Genomic DNA, 15970 nt, shown 5'->3' with positions numbered 1-15970 from the left:
TCCGCGGCCTCCTTCGCGGCGGCGGCGGTGGTGGTGGTCGGCTCCTCCCGCGGCGCGTCCTTGTGCGCGCCGTCAGGGGTGCTGCTGGTCTGGTCGTCCGTCGTCGTCCCGTCGGATGTGGCGCCGCTCTGCTGCGCGGCGAGGGGCGCCTCGCCGCCCTCGCTGGCCACTCCGACGGCGGCCGTGCTCCGATCCGCCACCGTCGTTCCTGCCTCCCCATCCATTGCGCGATCTCACGTCAAGCCGATGACAATTGTGCCCACACTCCGGCGGTATGCACGACACACGGCGGGCCGTGATGGTTGCGCGTTCGCGTCCGCGAGTGGTGCCCGCTCGCCGATCACCGTCCGAGGCGCCCTCGTACCATGCTCAGCATCGCCGTCATCTCCTCGATCCTCATCCGCTTGGCAGCGGCGACGAACAGGCCCATCAGCACGATCCCGCCGACGATCAGCGAGGCCAGCGCGCCGGCCGCCCCGTTGCCCAGCGCCTTGGTGACGGCGTAGACAGCCAGTCCGGCGATCGCGGCGGCCGGGACGCAGGCGCCGGTGAGCCGGGCGTAGGTGCGCACGACCCGCTTGCCGTCCAGGTCACCGCCCACCCGCACGCGCAGCCTCTTGACGGCTACCCCGACTCCGACCGCGTAGGCCATGCCGTAGGAGAAGGCCATGCCGACCACGGCCCAGCGGGAGGGCAGGGTGAGGAAGCAGACGGCGGACGCGACGGCGTTCACGGCGGCCACGACGACCGTGTTGTAGAAGGGGGTGCGGGTGTCCTCGAAGGCGTAGAAACCGCGCAGGACCACGTACTGCACCGAGAAGGGGATCAGGCCGACCCCGAAGGCCATCAGGATGAAGCCGATGTTGCGGGCGGACTCGGCGCCGGTGCTCGCGTAGAGCAGACCGCACATCGGCAGACCGAGGGCGAGGAAGGCGAAGGCGGCGGGCACGATCGCCACCGCCGAGGTGCGCAGCCCGTAGGAGATGTCGTCGCGGACGGCGGTGATGTCCCCGTCGGCCGCGGCCCGGGAGATCCGCGGCAGGACCGCGGCCATCACCGAGACGGTGATGATCGCCTGCGGCATCTGCCAGATCAGCAGCGCGTTGTTGTACGCGGTGATGCCCGTGCCCTGGTAGCCGCTCTTGTCGGCGTTGGCGCCCGCCCAGGTGGCGAGCTGGGTGACGACGATCAGACCGGCCTGGTTGGCGAGGACGAAGAAGAAGGTCCACTTCGCGAGCCTGGCGGCGTGGCCGAGGCCGTGGCCGCGCCAGTCGAAGCGCGGCCGGAACTTGAATCCGGCGTCGCGCAGATAGGGGAGCATCGCCAGCGACTGCACGGTCAGGCCCAGCAGGGTGCCGAGGCCGAGCAGCCGGGCACCCTCGGGGGTGATGGTCGTGGCGTCCATCCGGGTCGTGCTGTAGGAGCCGTAGACCCAGATGAACATCAGGAAGGTGAAGATCACCACGATGTTGTTGAGCACCGGGGTCCACATCATGGCGCCGAAGCGGCCGCGGGCGTTGAGCACCTGGCCCATGACCACATGGACGCCCATGAAGAAGATCGTCGGCAGGCAGTAGCGCGCGAAGGTGATCGACACGTTGTACGTGTCCGGGTTGTCGGCGATCTTCGCGGACATCAGCCGGATCAGCAGCGGCGCCCCGAGCACGGTGACCGCCACGATGCCGCCCAGGATCACCATGACCACGGTCAGCAGCCGGTTGGCGTACGCGGCGCCGCCGTCGTCGTCGTCCTTCATGGCGCGCACGAGCTGCGGGACGAACACGGAGTTGAGCCCGCCGCCGATGGTGAGGATGTAGATCATCGTCGGCAGGGTGTTGGCGACGGCGTACGAGTCGCCGAGCGTGGCCACGCCGATCGCCGCCGCGATCACCAGGGTGCGCACGAAGCCGGTCACCCGGGAGACGAGGGTGCCCGCCGCCATCAGCGCGCTGGACTTGAGGATGCCGCCGCCCGCCGCCGGGGCCTCGACGGCCGGCGCGACGTCCACCGGCTCGGTCAGGTCCTGTGGGGGAGGCACGAGCTGTTCCGGGTGCGGGGGCTGCCCCGCGGGCACCGGCTCCGGCTGCTGGTACGGGTAGCCGTACCGCGGGTCGGCGTAGCCCGCCGGGTCGTTGTAGCGGGGGTCCTGGTAGCCGGCGTCGAAGTACTGGGGGTCCTGGTACGCGGCCTGGCCGTAGGCCGGATCGTGGTAGGAGGGCTCGGAGTAGCCCGTTCCCGCGTTGTCCGCGGGGGACTGCGAGTACGGCTGCTGGTAGCCCTGCTGATACCCGTCGTACTGCTGGGGGGCGCCCTGCTGCGGGTAGCCGCCCTCGTGCGGGGGGTACTGCTGCGGGTTCTGGGGGTACTGGGGCTGCGGCGGCTGGGCGTAACCCTGCCGGGGGTCGGCGGCCTGCCCGGCCTGACCGTCCTGGCGCTGGTCGCGGAAAAGGTGCTCGTAGGCGTCGTACGGCTGCTCCTGACCGGGCTGCTGCCCGGCCCGGCCCACCAGGTCGTCCATTCCCACGTACTGCGTCGCGGCGTTGTCCCCGTACGGCAGGTGCGGATAGCCGGACTGCTGCTGCTGTTGCTGCCACTGGTCGCCGTACGCGGCCGTCGGCGGGTGCGCGGCGCGGTCGTGCAGCGCCTCGCCCACCGGGTCCTGCGCCGTCGGGTCCTGTTGCCGGTACGGATCGTAGGCGTAGGTGTTCTGCAGATACGGGTCAGGGGGCGAGGGACGCTGCTCGGGCGATGGAGGCATCTGGCCCGCAGAGTCGCGATCACCGTCGTACGGCGCGTTCATCAGTGCCCCACCTTATTGTCCGCCGGCTATCCGTCCACCTTCTCACCTGCCGGGGACGGCTCCGGGCTTTCCTGACCGGTGTCAGCGGCAGGGTCACCCGGCTGCCCGGGATCACTGCCTTCCGCCTCGCCGTCGTCTCCGTCGCCGCCGCCGTTGTCGCCGTCACCCTCGGAGCCGCCGTCACCGCCTTCATCGGCGGCCTGGCGCTTACGCTGACGGTAGATCCGTACCCCGGCGAGCACCAACAGCAGCAGGCCCGCGCCGATGATCAGCATCACGAGGTCGGTCACCTTGTTGATGTGGACCTCGAACCCGACGGTCTTCCCGTACAGCGCACCGTCCTCGGTGTAGAGGTGCGCCGTGATCCCGACCGCGCCATTGGCACTCGCGGTGGTCTGGAACTTCAGGGTACGGGTGTGGCCGCCCTCGATCGCGATCGGCTGATCGGCGTCGCGGATCTCCAGCCGGATGGTGGTGCCGGAGGTGAGCCGCAGCACCAGGCCCTTGACCGGCTGGCTCAGCTCGTTCTTGACCGTGACCGGGATGGTGCCGCTGCGCCCGGACAGCGTCAGCGTGGTCTTGGGCAGGATGTGCACCGCGTCGATCAGGTCCTGCAGATAGCCGCCGATGGCGTTGCGGAAGTCGGCGCCGTGCGGATCGTCCCGCCAGCTCGTGGACATCGACCGCAGCACCGCGTTGCCGAAGGGCACGGTGACCCGGTCCTGGCGGGTGAGGATGGTCACGAAGCTGTTGAGGCCGCTCTGCGTCTCCTGGATCTGCCGGAACGCGTCGGTGGACAGCTCGTGCTTGCGCAGCGACTTCGGATAGGCGCTCGCGGAGGGCACCTTGTGACGGGCGTCCGGGTCCGGGTGGGCCTTGGCCGTGGTGTCGAAGGAGACGCTGTCGGCCCACGGGCTGCCGTCGACCGCGCCGATCGCCTCGGCCAGCGCGCGCGCCTGGGCGACGCTGGGGGTGCGCTGCGGGGCCACCAGGATCGCGCGCTGCTTCTCCGGGGCCTCCATGGTGATCATCAGGCTCTGCGCGATGAAGCCCTGGATCGCCAGGTTGGTGTTCTGGGCGCTGAGCATGTCGCCGGTGAACGCGGTCGACAGCGGGGCGTCGGCGACCACCGCGGTGATGCCGCCGCTGACCGGGCGGGCCGCGTTCGGCGTGTAGTTCAGGTCGCCGTCCTCCGGGAAGGTGTCGCTGCGCGCGATGATCCGGCTCGCGCCGCCGCCGCGCGCCACGGACACGATGGAGGGGTCGATGGCGCCGTCCACCGGCCAGGCCATGTTCGCGGTCGACTGCACACCGAGGATGGTGTCCACGGTGATCCTGCCGAGGGAGGCGCCGACCTTGAGATGGTCGACGCTGCCGCGCACGCCCTTGCCGTGGTGGGCGAGCGACGCCAGATCGGTGTCGCCGAAGGGCAGCGCCACCACCTGGTCGCCCGCGACGGCGGTCTTGAGGGAGTTCAGCCACTGCTTGGCGACGGCGGAGCCGGTGCCCGGGGTGGTCACGGTGACGTCGCCGTCGTGGCCGGCCACCCGGTAGCTCTTCGTCATCGCCTCGACCGAGGCGAGCAGGTCGGGGTCGATGGCCCAGGTGACGGGGAGGTTCTTGGCCAGCTGCACCATCTCTTGCAGCCGTCCGCCGGGCGCCAGCTCCTGGGTCAGGTCGTCGTCGAGGAAGATCGGGCTCTGCTGGGAGTCGGTGTCGCCGCGGGGGGCGATGTGCGGCCGGTCGGTGAGCGGCCACAGATAGCTGATCTTCGTCGTCTTGGCGGTCTCGCCGTCGTCGTACCAGGGCAGGAAGGTCCGCTTGATGCCGAGGACGTGCTCCCACGGCTCCGCCGCGCTCTGGCCGTCCAGCGTGACCCCGAGCTGGTAGACACCGGTGGCACCGAGGTCGAGGGCGCCGACCGGCACCTTGACGGTGAAGGGTGTGCTCTGGCCCGCGGAGATGGCCGGCACGTCGACGGTGTGGTCCGGGACCTCGTAGCCGTCCTCCGCGGTGACATAGCCGGTCCTGGACGACACGGTCTTCATGGTGCTGCGGGCGTCGAGCGGCCCCTGGGGGCCGATCCGTACGCCGACATGCGCCTGGGTGATCTTCGACTTGCCGTTGTTCGTGATCATCCCGGACACGGTGATCGTGTCGCCCTTGGCCGGGATGCGGGGGGTGAGGCCGTCCACGGTCAGCTCGGCGGTGCGTGAGCCGCTGGGGGACTTCGCCTGGGACGCGGTGGCCTGGACGCCCTGCACCAGACCGGTGAGCAGCGCGGCCCCGGCGAAGAGCGCCGTGAACCGCCGCAGCCGCCGGTGGGGGGTGGGCGGGGGTGTTCCGGGTGCCTGTGCCGCCTCGCCCACGCGTTCGCCCGTCCCTCGTCGTCATCGGTCGTCGGTCGTTCATCGGAAGTGCGTGCTGGCATGTTAACGAGCGGCGCCGGGGCAGAGTGCTGTGGCGTCCACCATGCGGCCGGGGCGCGGGAACCGGGGAGCCGACGGGCGCCGCGGACCCGTACCCTTTGACGTTGTGCCGAATGCCAACAATGCCACCCGGACCCCGCAGGCCCCCCATCGGATCGAGCCCGTTGCCGAGGATCTCGGCCGGCGCTTCCGTGAGGCCGGATTCCAGCTCGCCCTTGTCGGCGGCTCGGTCCGGGACACCCTGCTGGGCAGGCTCGGCAACGACCTCGACTTCACCACCGACGCCCGGCCCGAGCAGGTGCTGAAGATCCTGCGGCCGTGGGCGGACGCGGTCTGGGAGGTCGGCATCGCCTTCGGGACGGTCGGCGGCCTGAAGGACGGCTTCCAGGTCGAGGTGACCACCTATCGCTCCGAGGCGTACGACCGCACGTCGCGCAAGCCGGAGGTGTCCTACGGCGACACCATCGAGGAGGACCTGGTCCGCCGTGACTTCACGGTGAACGCGATGGCGGTCGCGCTGCCGGGCACCGACTTCATCGACCCGTACGGGGGCCTGGACGACCTGGCCGCCCGGCTGCTGCGCACCCCCGGCACCCCCGAGGAGTCCTTCTCCGACGACCCACTGCGGATGATGCGGGCCGCGCGCTTCGCCGCTCAGCTGGACTTCGAGGTCGCCCCCGAGGTCGTCGCCGCGATGACGGAGATGGCGGACCGGATCGACATCGTCTCCGCCGAGCGGGTCAGGGACGAGCTGAACAAACTCGTGCTGTCCGACCACCCGCGCAAGGGACTGCGGCTGCTGGTCGACACCGGGCTGGCCGACCGGGTGCTGCCCGAGCTGTCGGCGCTGCGCCTTGAGCGCGACGAGCACTTCCGGCACAAGGACGTCTACGAGCACACCCTGACCGTGCTGGAGCAGGCGATCGACCTGGAGACGGACGGTCCCGACCTGGTGTTGCGGCTGGCCGCCCTGCTGCACGACATCGGCAAGCCGAAGACCCGCCGCTTCGAGCCGGACGGCCGGGTCTCCTTCCACCACCACGAGATGGTGGGCGCCAAGATGACCAAAGCGCGGCTGACCCAGCTGAAGTACCCCAATGACCAGGTGAAGGACATCTCCCGGCTGGTGGAGCTGCATCTGCGCTTCCACGGGTACGGCAGCGGCGAGTGGACCGACTCGGCCGTGCGGCGCTATGTACGGGACGCGGGCCCGCTGCTGGAGCGGCTGCACAAGCTGACCCGGTCCGACTGCACGACCCGCAACAAGCGCAAGGCGGCGGCCCTGTCGCGGACGTACGACGGCCTGGAGGCGCGGATCGCCGAGCTCCAGGAGCGGGAGGAGCTGGACGCGATCCGCCCGGACCTCGACGGCAACCAGATCATGACGGTCCTGGACATCGGGCCCGGGCCGGTGGTCGGCAAGGCGTACCAGTATCTGCTGGAGCTGCGGCTGGAGAACGGCCCGATGGGTGAGGAGGCCGCTGTCGCGGCCCTCAAGGAGTGGTGGGCCGGGCAGAGCTGACGGCCGTGTTCCACGTGGAACACCTCGCCGTCCGGGGCCGGGCCGCCGATGTTCCACGTGGAACATCAGCCCGGCGAGCCCGGCGCCCGCCCTCACCCCACGCGCTGTGTTCCACGTGAAACATCGCGGACCCGCGCCATCGCCACCGCCGTGGCCGCGTAGAAGACGGCCAGCGTCAGGACGAGCCCGTGCGAGCGGCCGTCGGCCGGCAGTATCAGCGCCGCCACCGCCGCCGCGCCCACGAAGGCGACGTTGAAGGCCACGTCGTAGAGCGAGAAGACCCGGCCGCGGTACGCGTCGTTGACAGCGGTCTGCACGACGGTGTCGGTGGCGATCTTGGCGCCCTGCGTGGTGACCCCGAGGACGAAGGCCGCCAGCATCATGGGCGCCTGGCGGAACGACAGCGCCAGCGGGGGCAGCAGCAGCGCGGACGCGGCCGAGCAGCAGATGATCCAGCCCGCCGTGCCCAGCCGCGCGGTGGCCCAGGGGGTGACCACCGCGGCGGTGAAGAACCCGGCCGCGGACAGCCCGACCGCAAGGCCCAGCAGGGCCAGCCCGCCGTCGCTGTCGGACGGGCCGGACCAGGCGTAGCGGCACAGCATCAGCAGTGTCACGGTGAGCGCGCCGTAGCAGAACCGCATCGCCGTCATCGCGGTCAGCGCCCGCCGTGCGGCGGGCCGCTGCCCCAGGTGCCGCAGTCCCTCGCCGAGCCCCTGGGCGGTGCCCGCCAGGGCGCTGAGGACCCGGGTCGGGCCCTGCGGGGCGTCGGGGCCGAGCAGATCGCGTCCGAGGGTGAGCGCCGACAGGCCCGCGCACAGATAGAGGAGCGCGCCCAGCAGTACGGTCGCCGCGTCCGCCCCGGCGCCGGTGGGGAGGAAGAGGTGCACCACGAAGGCGGCGCCCCCGCCGACGGTCGCCGCGAGGGTGCCGGCCGTCGGCGACAGGGAGTTCGCCGTGACGAGCCGCTCCCCGTCCACCACCCGGGGCAGCGCGGCGGAGAGTCCGGCCAGTACGAAGCGGTTGACGGCGGTCACCGACAGCGCGGACAGATAGAACAGCCAGTCGGGGACGTGCAGCAGTATCAGTGCCGCGGTGCCGCAGGACAGCACCGCCCGCAGCAGATTGCAGTGGAGCAGTACCTGTCGGCGCCGCCACCGGTCGAGCAGCACTCCGGTGAACGGGCCGAGCAGCGAGTACGGCAGCAGCAGGATGGCCATCGCCGAGGCGATCGCGGTCGGCGAGGTCTGCTTCTCCGGGGAGAAGACCACATACGCGGCCAACGCGACCTGGAAGACACCGTCCGAGAGCTGGGACAGCAGGCGTACCGCGAGCAGCCGCCGGAAGTCGGGCAGCCGCAGCAGCACGCGGAGATCGCGCACAACAGCCATGGTCACACCCTCACACAACGCGGAAGGCCCCGGGTACGGCACCCGGGGCCTTCTGTTCAGCAGGGGCGGTTCAGCGCTCGACCTCGCCGCGGATGAACTTCTCCACGTTCTCGCGGGCCTGGTCGTCGAAGTACTGCACCGGCGGGGACTTCATGAAGTACGAGGACGCCGACAGGATCGGGCCGCCGATCCCACGGTCCTTGGCGATCTTCGCGGCGCGCACCGCGTCGATGATGACACCGGCGGAGTTCGGGGAGTCCCAGACCTCCAGCTTGTACTCCAGGTTCAGCGGGACGTCACCGAAGGCACGGCCCTCGAGACGGACGTACGCCCACTTGCGGTCGTCCAGCCACTGCACGTAGTCCGAGGGGCCGATGTGGACGTTCTTGGCGCCCAGGTCGCGGTCCGGGATCTGCGAGGTGACGGCCTGCGTCTTGGAGATCTTCTTGGACTCCAGGCGCTCGCGCTCCAGCATGTTCTTGAAGTCCATGTTGCCGCCGACGTTCAGCTGCATGGTGCGCTCGAGGACGACACCGCGGTCCTCGAAGAGCTTGGCCAGCACGCGGTGCGTGATGGTCGCGCCCACCTGGGACTTGATGTCGTCGCCGATGATCGGCACGCCGGCCTCGGTGAACTTGTCCGCCCACTCCTTGGTGCCGGCGATGAAGACCGGGAGGGCGTTGACGAAGGCGACCTTGGCGTCGATGGCGGCCTGGGCGTAGAACTTCGCCGCGTCCTCGGAACCGACCGGCAGGTAGCAGACCAGCACGTCGACCTCGCGGTCCTTGAGGATCCGGACGATGTCGACCGGGGCCTCGGAGGACTCCTCGATGGTCTCGCGGTAGTACTTGCCGAGGCCGTCGAGGGTGTGGCCGCGCTCGACGGTCACACCGGTCTGCGGCACGTCGGCGATCTTGATCGTGTTGTTCTCGCTGGCGCCGATGGCGTCCGCGAGGTCGAGTCCGACCTTCTTCGCGTCGACATCGAAGGCGGCGACGAACTCGACGTCACGCACGTGGTAGTCGCCGAACTGCACGTGCATGAGACCAGGCACCCTGCCGTCCGGGTCGGCGTCCTTGTAGTACTCGACACCCTGCACCAGCGACGTGGCGCAGTTGCCTACGCCAACGATGGCTACGCGAACCGAACCCATACCGCTTGCTCCCTGTGTAATCGTCACGCGGTTCCCCGGTCCCCGGGGCGTCCGCCGTTCTCTTGTTTGATGTCGTTCTCGTCCCGCTCGGTGTCCGGCCGCTCCACGCGTCCGGCCCGCTCGGTCTCGATCAGCTCATTGAGCCAGCGGACCTCGCGCTCCACCGATTCCATGCCGTGCCGCTGCAGCTCGAGCGTGTAGTCGTCGAGCCGTTCGCGTGTCCGTGCCAGCGACCCGCGCATCTTCTCCAGGCGTTCCTCGAGGCGGCTGCGCCGACCCTCCAGGACTCGCATCCTGACGTCCTTCGACGTCTGGCCGAAGAAGGCGAAACGAGCGGCGAAGTGCTCGTCCTCCCAGGCGTCCGGGCCGGAATGGGCGAGCAGCTCCTCGAAGTGCTCCTTGCCCGCGGCCGTCAGCCGGTAGACGATCTTCGCCCGGCGGCCGGCGAGGGGCGCGGTCAGCGGATCGCTGTCCAGCGCCGTCTCCTCGATCAACCACCCCTGGGTGACCAGCGTCTTCAGGCAGGGATACAAGCTCCCGTAACTGAAGGCGCGGAACACCCCGAGCGAAGTGTTGAGCCGTTTGCGCAGCTCATAGCCGTGCATAGGGGATTCACGCAGCAGACCGAGAACCGCGAATTCGAGGATTCCGGAGCGCTTGCTCAATCCCTCGTCCCCTCGTCCGCGTATTGAAGAGTCCGCCGTCGATCGACCCCGCACGGCTACCGTGTCGCCCACGGTTGTCACGGTGTCTCGACCCGATGTATCGAGTCGATACATCGCGACGATAGAACGGCGCGAGACATCATGCAAGGCGCGACGCGGTGAGCGGCGTCACATCCATGAAGCTGTGAGCGGCCAAGTGCCCGTTATGTGACGAAGGTTCGCATGGCTCGTCTTTTGACCGTGCGTACTCTGTTCGCCATGCGCAGCACCGGGAACCCTGTGACGCCGCGGTGCGTCTTGATCCTCGGTGTGGTGTGGCCCGTGGCGGCCGCGCGCAGGGGGGACCGACCGGAATGTCACCGATGCCTGCAGGCGATCCCGCCTGTCGAGGAGTAGCTGTTCAATGAGCGAGCACCGTCGCAAGCCGCCGCAGCCGCCGTCCGGCGGCCGTGCTGCCGCCCGGCGCGGGGGACAGCAGCCGACGCCCCCTCCTTCGGCCCCCCGGAGCCCCGAGGGCGGCCTTCCGAGCGGTGGGACCCCCAGCGGCGGTGGGCAGCAGCAACCGTACGAAGGCCGCGCGGCCGCACGTCGCGCGGCTCAGGGACGCGGCTCCCGGCGCAGAGCCGACGCGGGCGGCGGCTCCCGGGGCACCGGAGGACCGGGCGGTACGGGCGGCCCCGGCGGGCCGGGTCCCGGCGGCCCCGCGGGACGCGGCGGCCGAGGTCCCGGCCGGCGCCCCGCCAAGAAGCGCTTCATCGACTACCCCCGCTTCGGCAAGGAGGGCTGGCGCCACTGGGTGCCGTCCTGGCGCCAGATGACCGCCCTGTGCATCGGCTTCGTGGGCACGCTCATCGGCGTCGTCGGCGTCGCCTACGCCATGGTGAGCGTCCCGGACGTCAACCTCTCGGCCAAGGCGCAGAACAACGTCTACTACTGGGCCGACGGCAGCCAGATGATCGCCTTCGGCGGTGAGGTGAACCGTCAGATCATCTCGTACGACGAGATCCCCAAGAGCATGCAGAACGCGGTCATCTCGGCGGAGAACAAGACCTTCGAGACCGACAAGGGCGTCGACCCGATGGGCATCACCCGGGCCGTCTACAACATGGCCAAGGGCGGTGAGACCCAGGGCGGCTCGACCATCACCCAGCAGTACGTCAAGAACAGCCGGCTCGACCAGCAGCAGACCTTCTCCCGTAAGTTCAAGGAACTCTTCATCTCCATAAAGGTCGGCGCGACCATGAAGAAGTCCGACATCATGGCGGGCTATCTGAACACCTCGTACTTCGGGCGCGGCGCCTACGGCATCCAGGCGGCGGCCCGTACGTACTACGGCGTCGACGCCATCAAGCTCAACCCGAGCCAGAGCGCCGTCCTCGCCGCGCTGCTCAAGGGTCCGACGTACTACGACCCGGCCGGCGCCCCGGACATCGACCCGGCGGCCACCGCGGCGAACAACCTGCGCAGGTCCACGGAGCGCTGGTCGTGGATCCTGGACCAGGAGGTCAAGGACAAGCGGCTCCCGGCGGAGGAGCGGGCCAAGTACACCAAGTACCCCACGCCGGACCCGGTCAAGAAGAACGCACAGATGGCGGGCCAGATCGGCTACATGGTCGACCTCGCCAAGAAGTACCTGATCAACAACAAGATCCTCACCAACGACCAGCTCACCCAGGGCGGCTACCAGATTCACACCACCTTCCAGAAGCCGAAGGTGGACGCGCTGGAGGCGGCGGTCAAGACCGTCCAGAGGGACCACATCAAGCCCGGTGGCACCCATCTGAACTCCAAGGGCGAGGACGCCGACAAGTTCATCCAGTTCGGCGGCGCCTCGCTCAACCCCAAGGACGGCGCGATCGTCGCCGTCTACGGCGGTACCGACGCGACCAGGCACTTCACCAACAACGCGGACGAGACCGGCGCCCAGGTCGGCTCGACCTTCAAGCCCTTCGTACTGGCCGCCGCGATGACCGAGGGCGTACGCGATCCGAAGGGTCCGGCGGAGCAGGGGCCCGACCAGCGCACGCCGGTCTCCCCCGACAGCGTGTTCAGCGGCCGGGACCAGCAGCTGATCAACGACTACACGGGCCAGCCGTGGATCGGTTACGACCAGCACGGGCAGCCGTTCAAGTGGCACCAGCCGAACGACGACGGTGAGAACAAGGACCGGGTCACCCTCCGGGAGGCGCTGGACGACTCCCTCAACTCCCCCTTCGTCCAGCTCGGCCAGGATGTCGGCACCGACAAGGTGCACGACGCCGCCGTCGCGGCCGGGCTGGTCCCGAACGCCAACAACGGCCTGCTGGACTACAAGAACAGCGTCACGTACTCCATCGGTACCTCCTCGCCCAGCGCGATCCGGATGGCCGACGCCTACTCGACCATCGACAACCAGGGCCGGCAGAACGAGCCCTACTCGGTGACCAGCGTCCTCCACGAGGGCAGCGTGATGTGGAAGCACCAGGTCAAGACCAAGATCGCGTTCGACGCCAAGGTCGCGGACACCATCACGGGCATGCTCACCGACGTGATCAAGAAGGGCACCGGCACCACGGCCCAGCTGGACGGCGGCCGGCCCGCCGCGGGCAAGACCGGTACCACCGACGACAACAAGTCGGCCTGGTTCGACGGCTTCACCCCGCAGTTGTCCACGGCGATCGTGATGTACCGGCGCGACGACCAGGTGCACCTGGACGCCAAGGGCAATCCCAAGATGAACCCGTTCCTGTCCATGTACGGCACCGGCGGCGCGCCGACGATCCACGGTAATTCCTTCCCCGCGCAGATCTGGAAGGACTACATGAACGCCGCGCTCAAGGGTCAGCCGCACCTCGCCTTCGAGGAGCCCGCGGACGACGTCGGCACGGTCATCTACGGCAACGTGCCGAGCCCGACCCCGTCCCCGACGGAGACCACGCCGCCGCCGACAGCCACCACCGAGCCGCCCGCGACCGCGACGACGACCCCGCCGCCGCCCACACAGGAGTGGACCACGCCGCCGCCGACGCCGACGGACACCCCGACCAAGCAGTGCTTCCCGTGGCAGAACTGCGACCCGCCGACGACCCCGCCGCAGACGACGGACGACCCGACCCCGCCGACGGCCCAGCCACCGAACGGCAATGACCGGCCGGAGCGATCAGCCGGCATGTGACCTGGTCCCCGACCGGGGACGAAGCGGGACACACGCGCCCGCCGCCGACGGCCGACCCGGCCGACGGCGGCGGGCGCGTCGTACGAGTGGGGGCAACAACCGTCAGAGGGCTCTCGCACACACAGCCGCGTACGGCAGGATGTCGCCCATGACGAGCGTGCGCGACCGCGAAGAGGACGACCGGCGGGAGATCCCGGTGCGCCCCACGGACGAGGACCCGCTGGCCGCGGCCGGCAGTGAGCTCATCGGCGGCCCGGCCGGCCGCTGGGCCAGGACCGGCGGCCACCGCTGGTGGAACCCGCTACGGGTGATGGTCCTGGTCGTGATCGGCATGTTCGCGCTCGGCATGGTCCAGAAGGCGTCCTGCTACTCCGACGCCTGGTTCCAGACCGGCGATCCGCAGTACATCCACGCCTGCTACTCCGACATCCCGCATCTGTACGCGCAGCGCGGCTTCGCCACCGACCTCGTGCCGTACTTCGACCGCATCCCCGACGCGGTCAGCGGCTCGCCGGACATCCACTACCTCGAATACCCGGTGCTGACCGGGCTGTTCATGGAGGTCGCGTCCTGGCTGACGCCGCACGGCACGGCGCAGCACAGCGCGCAGACCTACTGGATGGTCAACGCGGGGATGCTGCTGATCTGCGCGATCGCGCTGGTGGTGTGCGTCGCGCGGACCAACCGCCGGCGCCCCTGGGACGGTCTGTTCATCGCCCTGTCCCCCGCGCTGGCGCTGACCGCGACCATCAACTGGGACCTGTTCGCCGTCGCCCTGGCCGCCGCCGGGCTCATGCTCTGGTCGCGCGGCAGGGTCGGGTGGGCCGGTGTGCTGCTGGGCCTGGCCACCGCGGCCAAGCTCTATCCCGTCCTGCTGCTGGTCGCGATCTTCATCCTGTGCGTACGGGCGGGCCGGCTGCGGGCCTTCGGCACGACGCTGGGCGCCGCGGTCGGGGCCTGGCTGGTGGTCAACGCGCCGGTGCTCCTGCTGGCCCCGCACGGCTGGGCCCAGTTCTACGGCTTCAGCCGCGACCGTCCCACGGACTACGGCTCGCTCTGGCTGATCATCATGCAGCGCTCCGGTAACCCGCTCAGCGGCGTGAACGCCTACGGCACCGCCCTGATGCTGCTGCTGTGCGCGGGCGTCGCGGGGCTCGCCTTCTACGCCCCGCGCCGGCCGAGGCTCGGGCAGATCGCCTTCCTGATGGTGGCCGCGCTGCTGATCAGCAACAAGGTCTACTCGCCGCAGTACGTGCTGTGGCTGCTGCCGCTGGCGGTGCTGGCCCGGCCGCGCTGGCGCGACCTGCTGATCTGGCAGGGCGCCGAGGTGCTGTACTTCCTCGGCATCTGGATGCGGCTCGCCTACGTCACCGGCACCAAGCACCACGGTCTGACCCCCGACGCGTACCACCTGGCGATCGGGGTGCACCTGCTGGGCGTGCTCTACTTCTCCGCCCTGGTGGTGCGCGACATCCTCCGGCCCGAGCACGACGTCCTGCGGCAGGACGGCGAGGACGACCCGGGCGGCGGGGTGCTGGACGGCGCGGAGGACGTCTTCGTGATCGGCCCGGTGCCCTACGAGGGGCCCGCGTACGAGACCGTGCCGGACGGCGCCCACGACGGCGCCCACGACGGCGCCCACGACGACGCCCCCGACGCCGCGCCGGACGGCTCCGAGGACGGCCCCCAGGAGCCGACGCACGCGGTCTGAGCCCGCCTCACGACCTGCCCGCACACGACACGCGAACGGCCTCCGCCCTGATGGGCGGAGGCCGTTGTGGCGTTCGGCGTGGACCGGCTACGCCGACTGCCGGTCGACGAGCCGGTCGAACTGCGTCGTGGTGTGCCGCAGATGAGCGACCAGCTCGTCCCCGACCGCGGGCGGCGCCACGTCGCTCGGCAGGAAGAGGATCGACACCTGCATGTGCGGCGGCTCGGCGAACCAGCGCTGCTTGCCCGCCCACACGAAGGGCGACAGATTGCGGTTGACGGTCGCCAGGCTCGCCCGCGCCACGCCCTTGGCCCGCGGCATCAGCCCGTGCAGCGCCTTGGGCGCCTCCAGGCCCACACCGTGCGAGGTACCGCCGGCCACGACCACCAGATGACCGTCCGCGGTGGCCTTCTCCTGCCGGTAGCCGTACCGCTCGCCCTTCGCGATCCGGGTGACGTCCAGTACCGCGCCCCGGTACTCGGTCGCGTCGTGGTCGCCGAGCCACATCCGGGTGCCGATCCGGGCGCGGAACCGGGTCTGCGGGAACTGCTGGCGGAGCGTGCCGAGTTCGGTCGCCTTGAGGTGGCTGACGAACATGGTGTGCAGCGGCAGCCGGGCCGCCCGCAGCCGCTCCATCCACGCGAAGACCTCCTCCACGGCGTCGCTGCCGTCGGTGCGGTCCAGCGGGAGGTGGATCGCGAAGCCCTCCAGCCGGATGTCGTCGATCGCGGTGTGCAGCTTGATCAGGTCGTCCTCGGCGACGCCGTGCCGCCGCATGGAGCTCATCACCTCGATGACGACCCGCGCGCCGACCAGGCCCCGTACGCCCTCCACCGAGGACACCGAGCGGATCGCCCGGTCCGGCAGCGGCACCGGTTCCTCGCCGAGCCGGTACGGGGTCAGCACCAGCAGGTCGCCGCTGAAGAAGTCCTTGATCCGCTCGGCTTCGTACGTCGTGCCGACGGCGAGCATGTCGGCCCGCAGCCGGGTCACCTCGTCGGCGAGACGCTCATGGCCGAAGCCGTAGCCGTTCCCCTTGCAGACGGGCACGATGCCGGGGAACTGGTCGACTACGGTCTGCTGGTGGGCACGCCAGCGCGCGGTGTCGACGTACAGGGTGAGCGCCATGGCCTGGTCAGGACCTTCCT

The 15970-nt window shown here is 70.1% G+C and carries 9 protein-coding genes; 3 read left to right on the top strand and 6 right to left on the bottom strand.

The window, feature by feature from the left end; genetic code table 11:
* Positions 1-340 precede the first annotated feature (340 nt).
* Together murJ and OHA30_RS17165 are read right to left on the bottom strand one after the other, a co-directional pair.
* Positions 341-2800 carry a murein biosynthesis integral membrane protein MurJ gene (gene murJ, locus OHA30_RS17170; protein ID WP_328914724.1) on the bottom strand — a complete coding sequence of 820 codons (2460 nt, stop codon included), beginning with the start codon at positions 2798-2800 and terminating at the stop codon, positions 341-343.
* A 26-nt stretch (positions 2801-2826) separates the two neighbouring features.
* The gene (locus OHA30_RS17165; RefSeq protein ID WP_328914723.1) at positions 2827-5169 is read right to left on the bottom strand and encodes a DUF6049 family protein; all 2343 of its coding nucleotides are present in this window, start codon (positions 5167-5169) and stop codon (positions 2827-2829) included.
* Positions 5170-5335: 166 nt separating this feature from the next.
* On the opposite strand from OHA30_RS17165, the gene OHA30_RS17160 reads away from it, so the two are divergent.
* The gene (locus OHA30_RS17160) at positions 5336-6751 is read left to right on the top strand and encodes a CCA tRNA nucleotidyltransferase (RefSeq protein ID WP_328914722.1); all 1416 of its coding nucleotides are present in this window, start codon (positions 5336-5338) and stop codon (positions 6749-6751) included.
* Positions 6752-6843: 92 nt separating this feature from the next.
* On the opposite strand, the gene OHA30_RS17155 is transcribed toward OHA30_RS17160, so the two are convergent.
* The 3 genes from OHA30_RS17155 to OHA30_RS17145 form a co-directional block, all read right to left on the bottom strand.
* Positions 6844-8139, bottom strand: a complete 1296-nt coding sequence (locus tag OHA30_RS17155; protein WP_328914721.1) for an MFS transporter — start codon at positions 8137-8139, stop codon at positions 6844-6846.
* Between the two features lie 70 nt (positions 8140-8209).
* On the bottom strand, positions 8210-9292 hold the full coding sequence (locus OHA30_RS17150; RefSeq protein WP_328914720.1) for an inositol-3-phosphate synthase: 1083 nt from the start codon (positions 9290-9292) through the stop codon (positions 8210-8212).
* 23 nt (positions 9293-9315) lie between these two features.
* Entirely contained in the window at positions 9316-9957 is a 642-nt protein-coding gene (locus tag OHA30_RS17145; protein ID WP_328914719.1) for a PadR family transcriptional regulator, read from the bottom strand.
* Positions 9958-10360: 403 nt separating this feature from the next.
* Between OHA30_RS17145 and OHA30_RS17140 the strand changes: the two genes are divergently transcribed.
* Entirely contained in the window at positions 10361-13111 is a 2751-nt protein-coding gene (locus tag OHA30_RS17140; protein WP_328914718.1) for a transglycosylase domain-containing protein, read from the top strand.
* Positions 13112-13259: 148 nt separating this feature from the next.
* Positions 13260-14822, top strand: a complete 1563-nt coding sequence (locus OHA30_RS17135; RefSeq protein WP_328914717.1) for a glycosyltransferase family 87 protein — start codon at positions 13260-13262, stop codon at positions 14820-14822.
* 87 nt (positions 14823-14909) lie between these two features.
* On the opposite strand, the gene OHA30_RS17130 is transcribed toward OHA30_RS17135, so the two are convergent.
* Positions 14910-15950, bottom strand: coding sequence for an alanine racemase (locus OHA30_RS17130; RefSeq protein ID WP_328914716.1), 1041 nt, complete (start codon positions 15948-15950; stop codon positions 14910-14912).
* Between the last annotated feature and the right edge of the window lie 20 nt (positions 15951-15970).

The sequence above is a fragment of the Streptomyces sp. NBC_00223 genome, assembly GCF_036199905.1.
Lineage (GTDB): Bacteria > Actinomycetota > Actinomycetes > Streptomycetales > Streptomycetaceae > Actinacidiphila.
The sequence above is the reverse complement of the archived record's forward strand: the minus strand, read 5'-3'. Positions and strand labels throughout refer to the sequence as shown.

What these genes read in the sequence shown, in the direction of transcription:
- OHA30_RS17140 (WP_328914718.1), top strand. Translation starts at nt 10,361, where the DNA reads ATGAGCGAGCACCGTCGCAAGCCGCCGCAGCCGCCGTCCGGCGGCCGT.
- OHA30_RS17150 (WP_328914720.1), bottom strand. Translation starts at nt 9,292, where the DNA reads ATGGGTTCGGTTCGCGTAGCCATCGTTGGCGTAGGCAACTGCGCCACG.
- murJ (WP_328914724.1), bottom strand. Translation starts at nt 2,800, where the DNA reads ATGAACGCGCCGTACGACGGTGATCGCGACTCTGCGGGCCAGATGCCT.
- OHA30_RS17155 (WP_328914721.1), bottom strand. Translation starts at nt 8,139, where the DNA reads ATGGCTGTTGTGCGCGATCTCCGCGTGCTGCTGCGGCTGCCCGACTTC.
- OHA30_RS17130 (WP_328914716.1), bottom strand. Translation starts at nt 15,950, where the DNA reads ATGGCGCTCACCCTGTACGTCGACACCGCGCGCTGGCGTGCCCACCAG.
- OHA30_RS17135 (WP_328914717.1), top strand. Translation starts at nt 13,260, where the DNA reads ATGACGAGCGTGCGCGACCGCGAAGAGGACGACCGGCGGGAGATCCCG.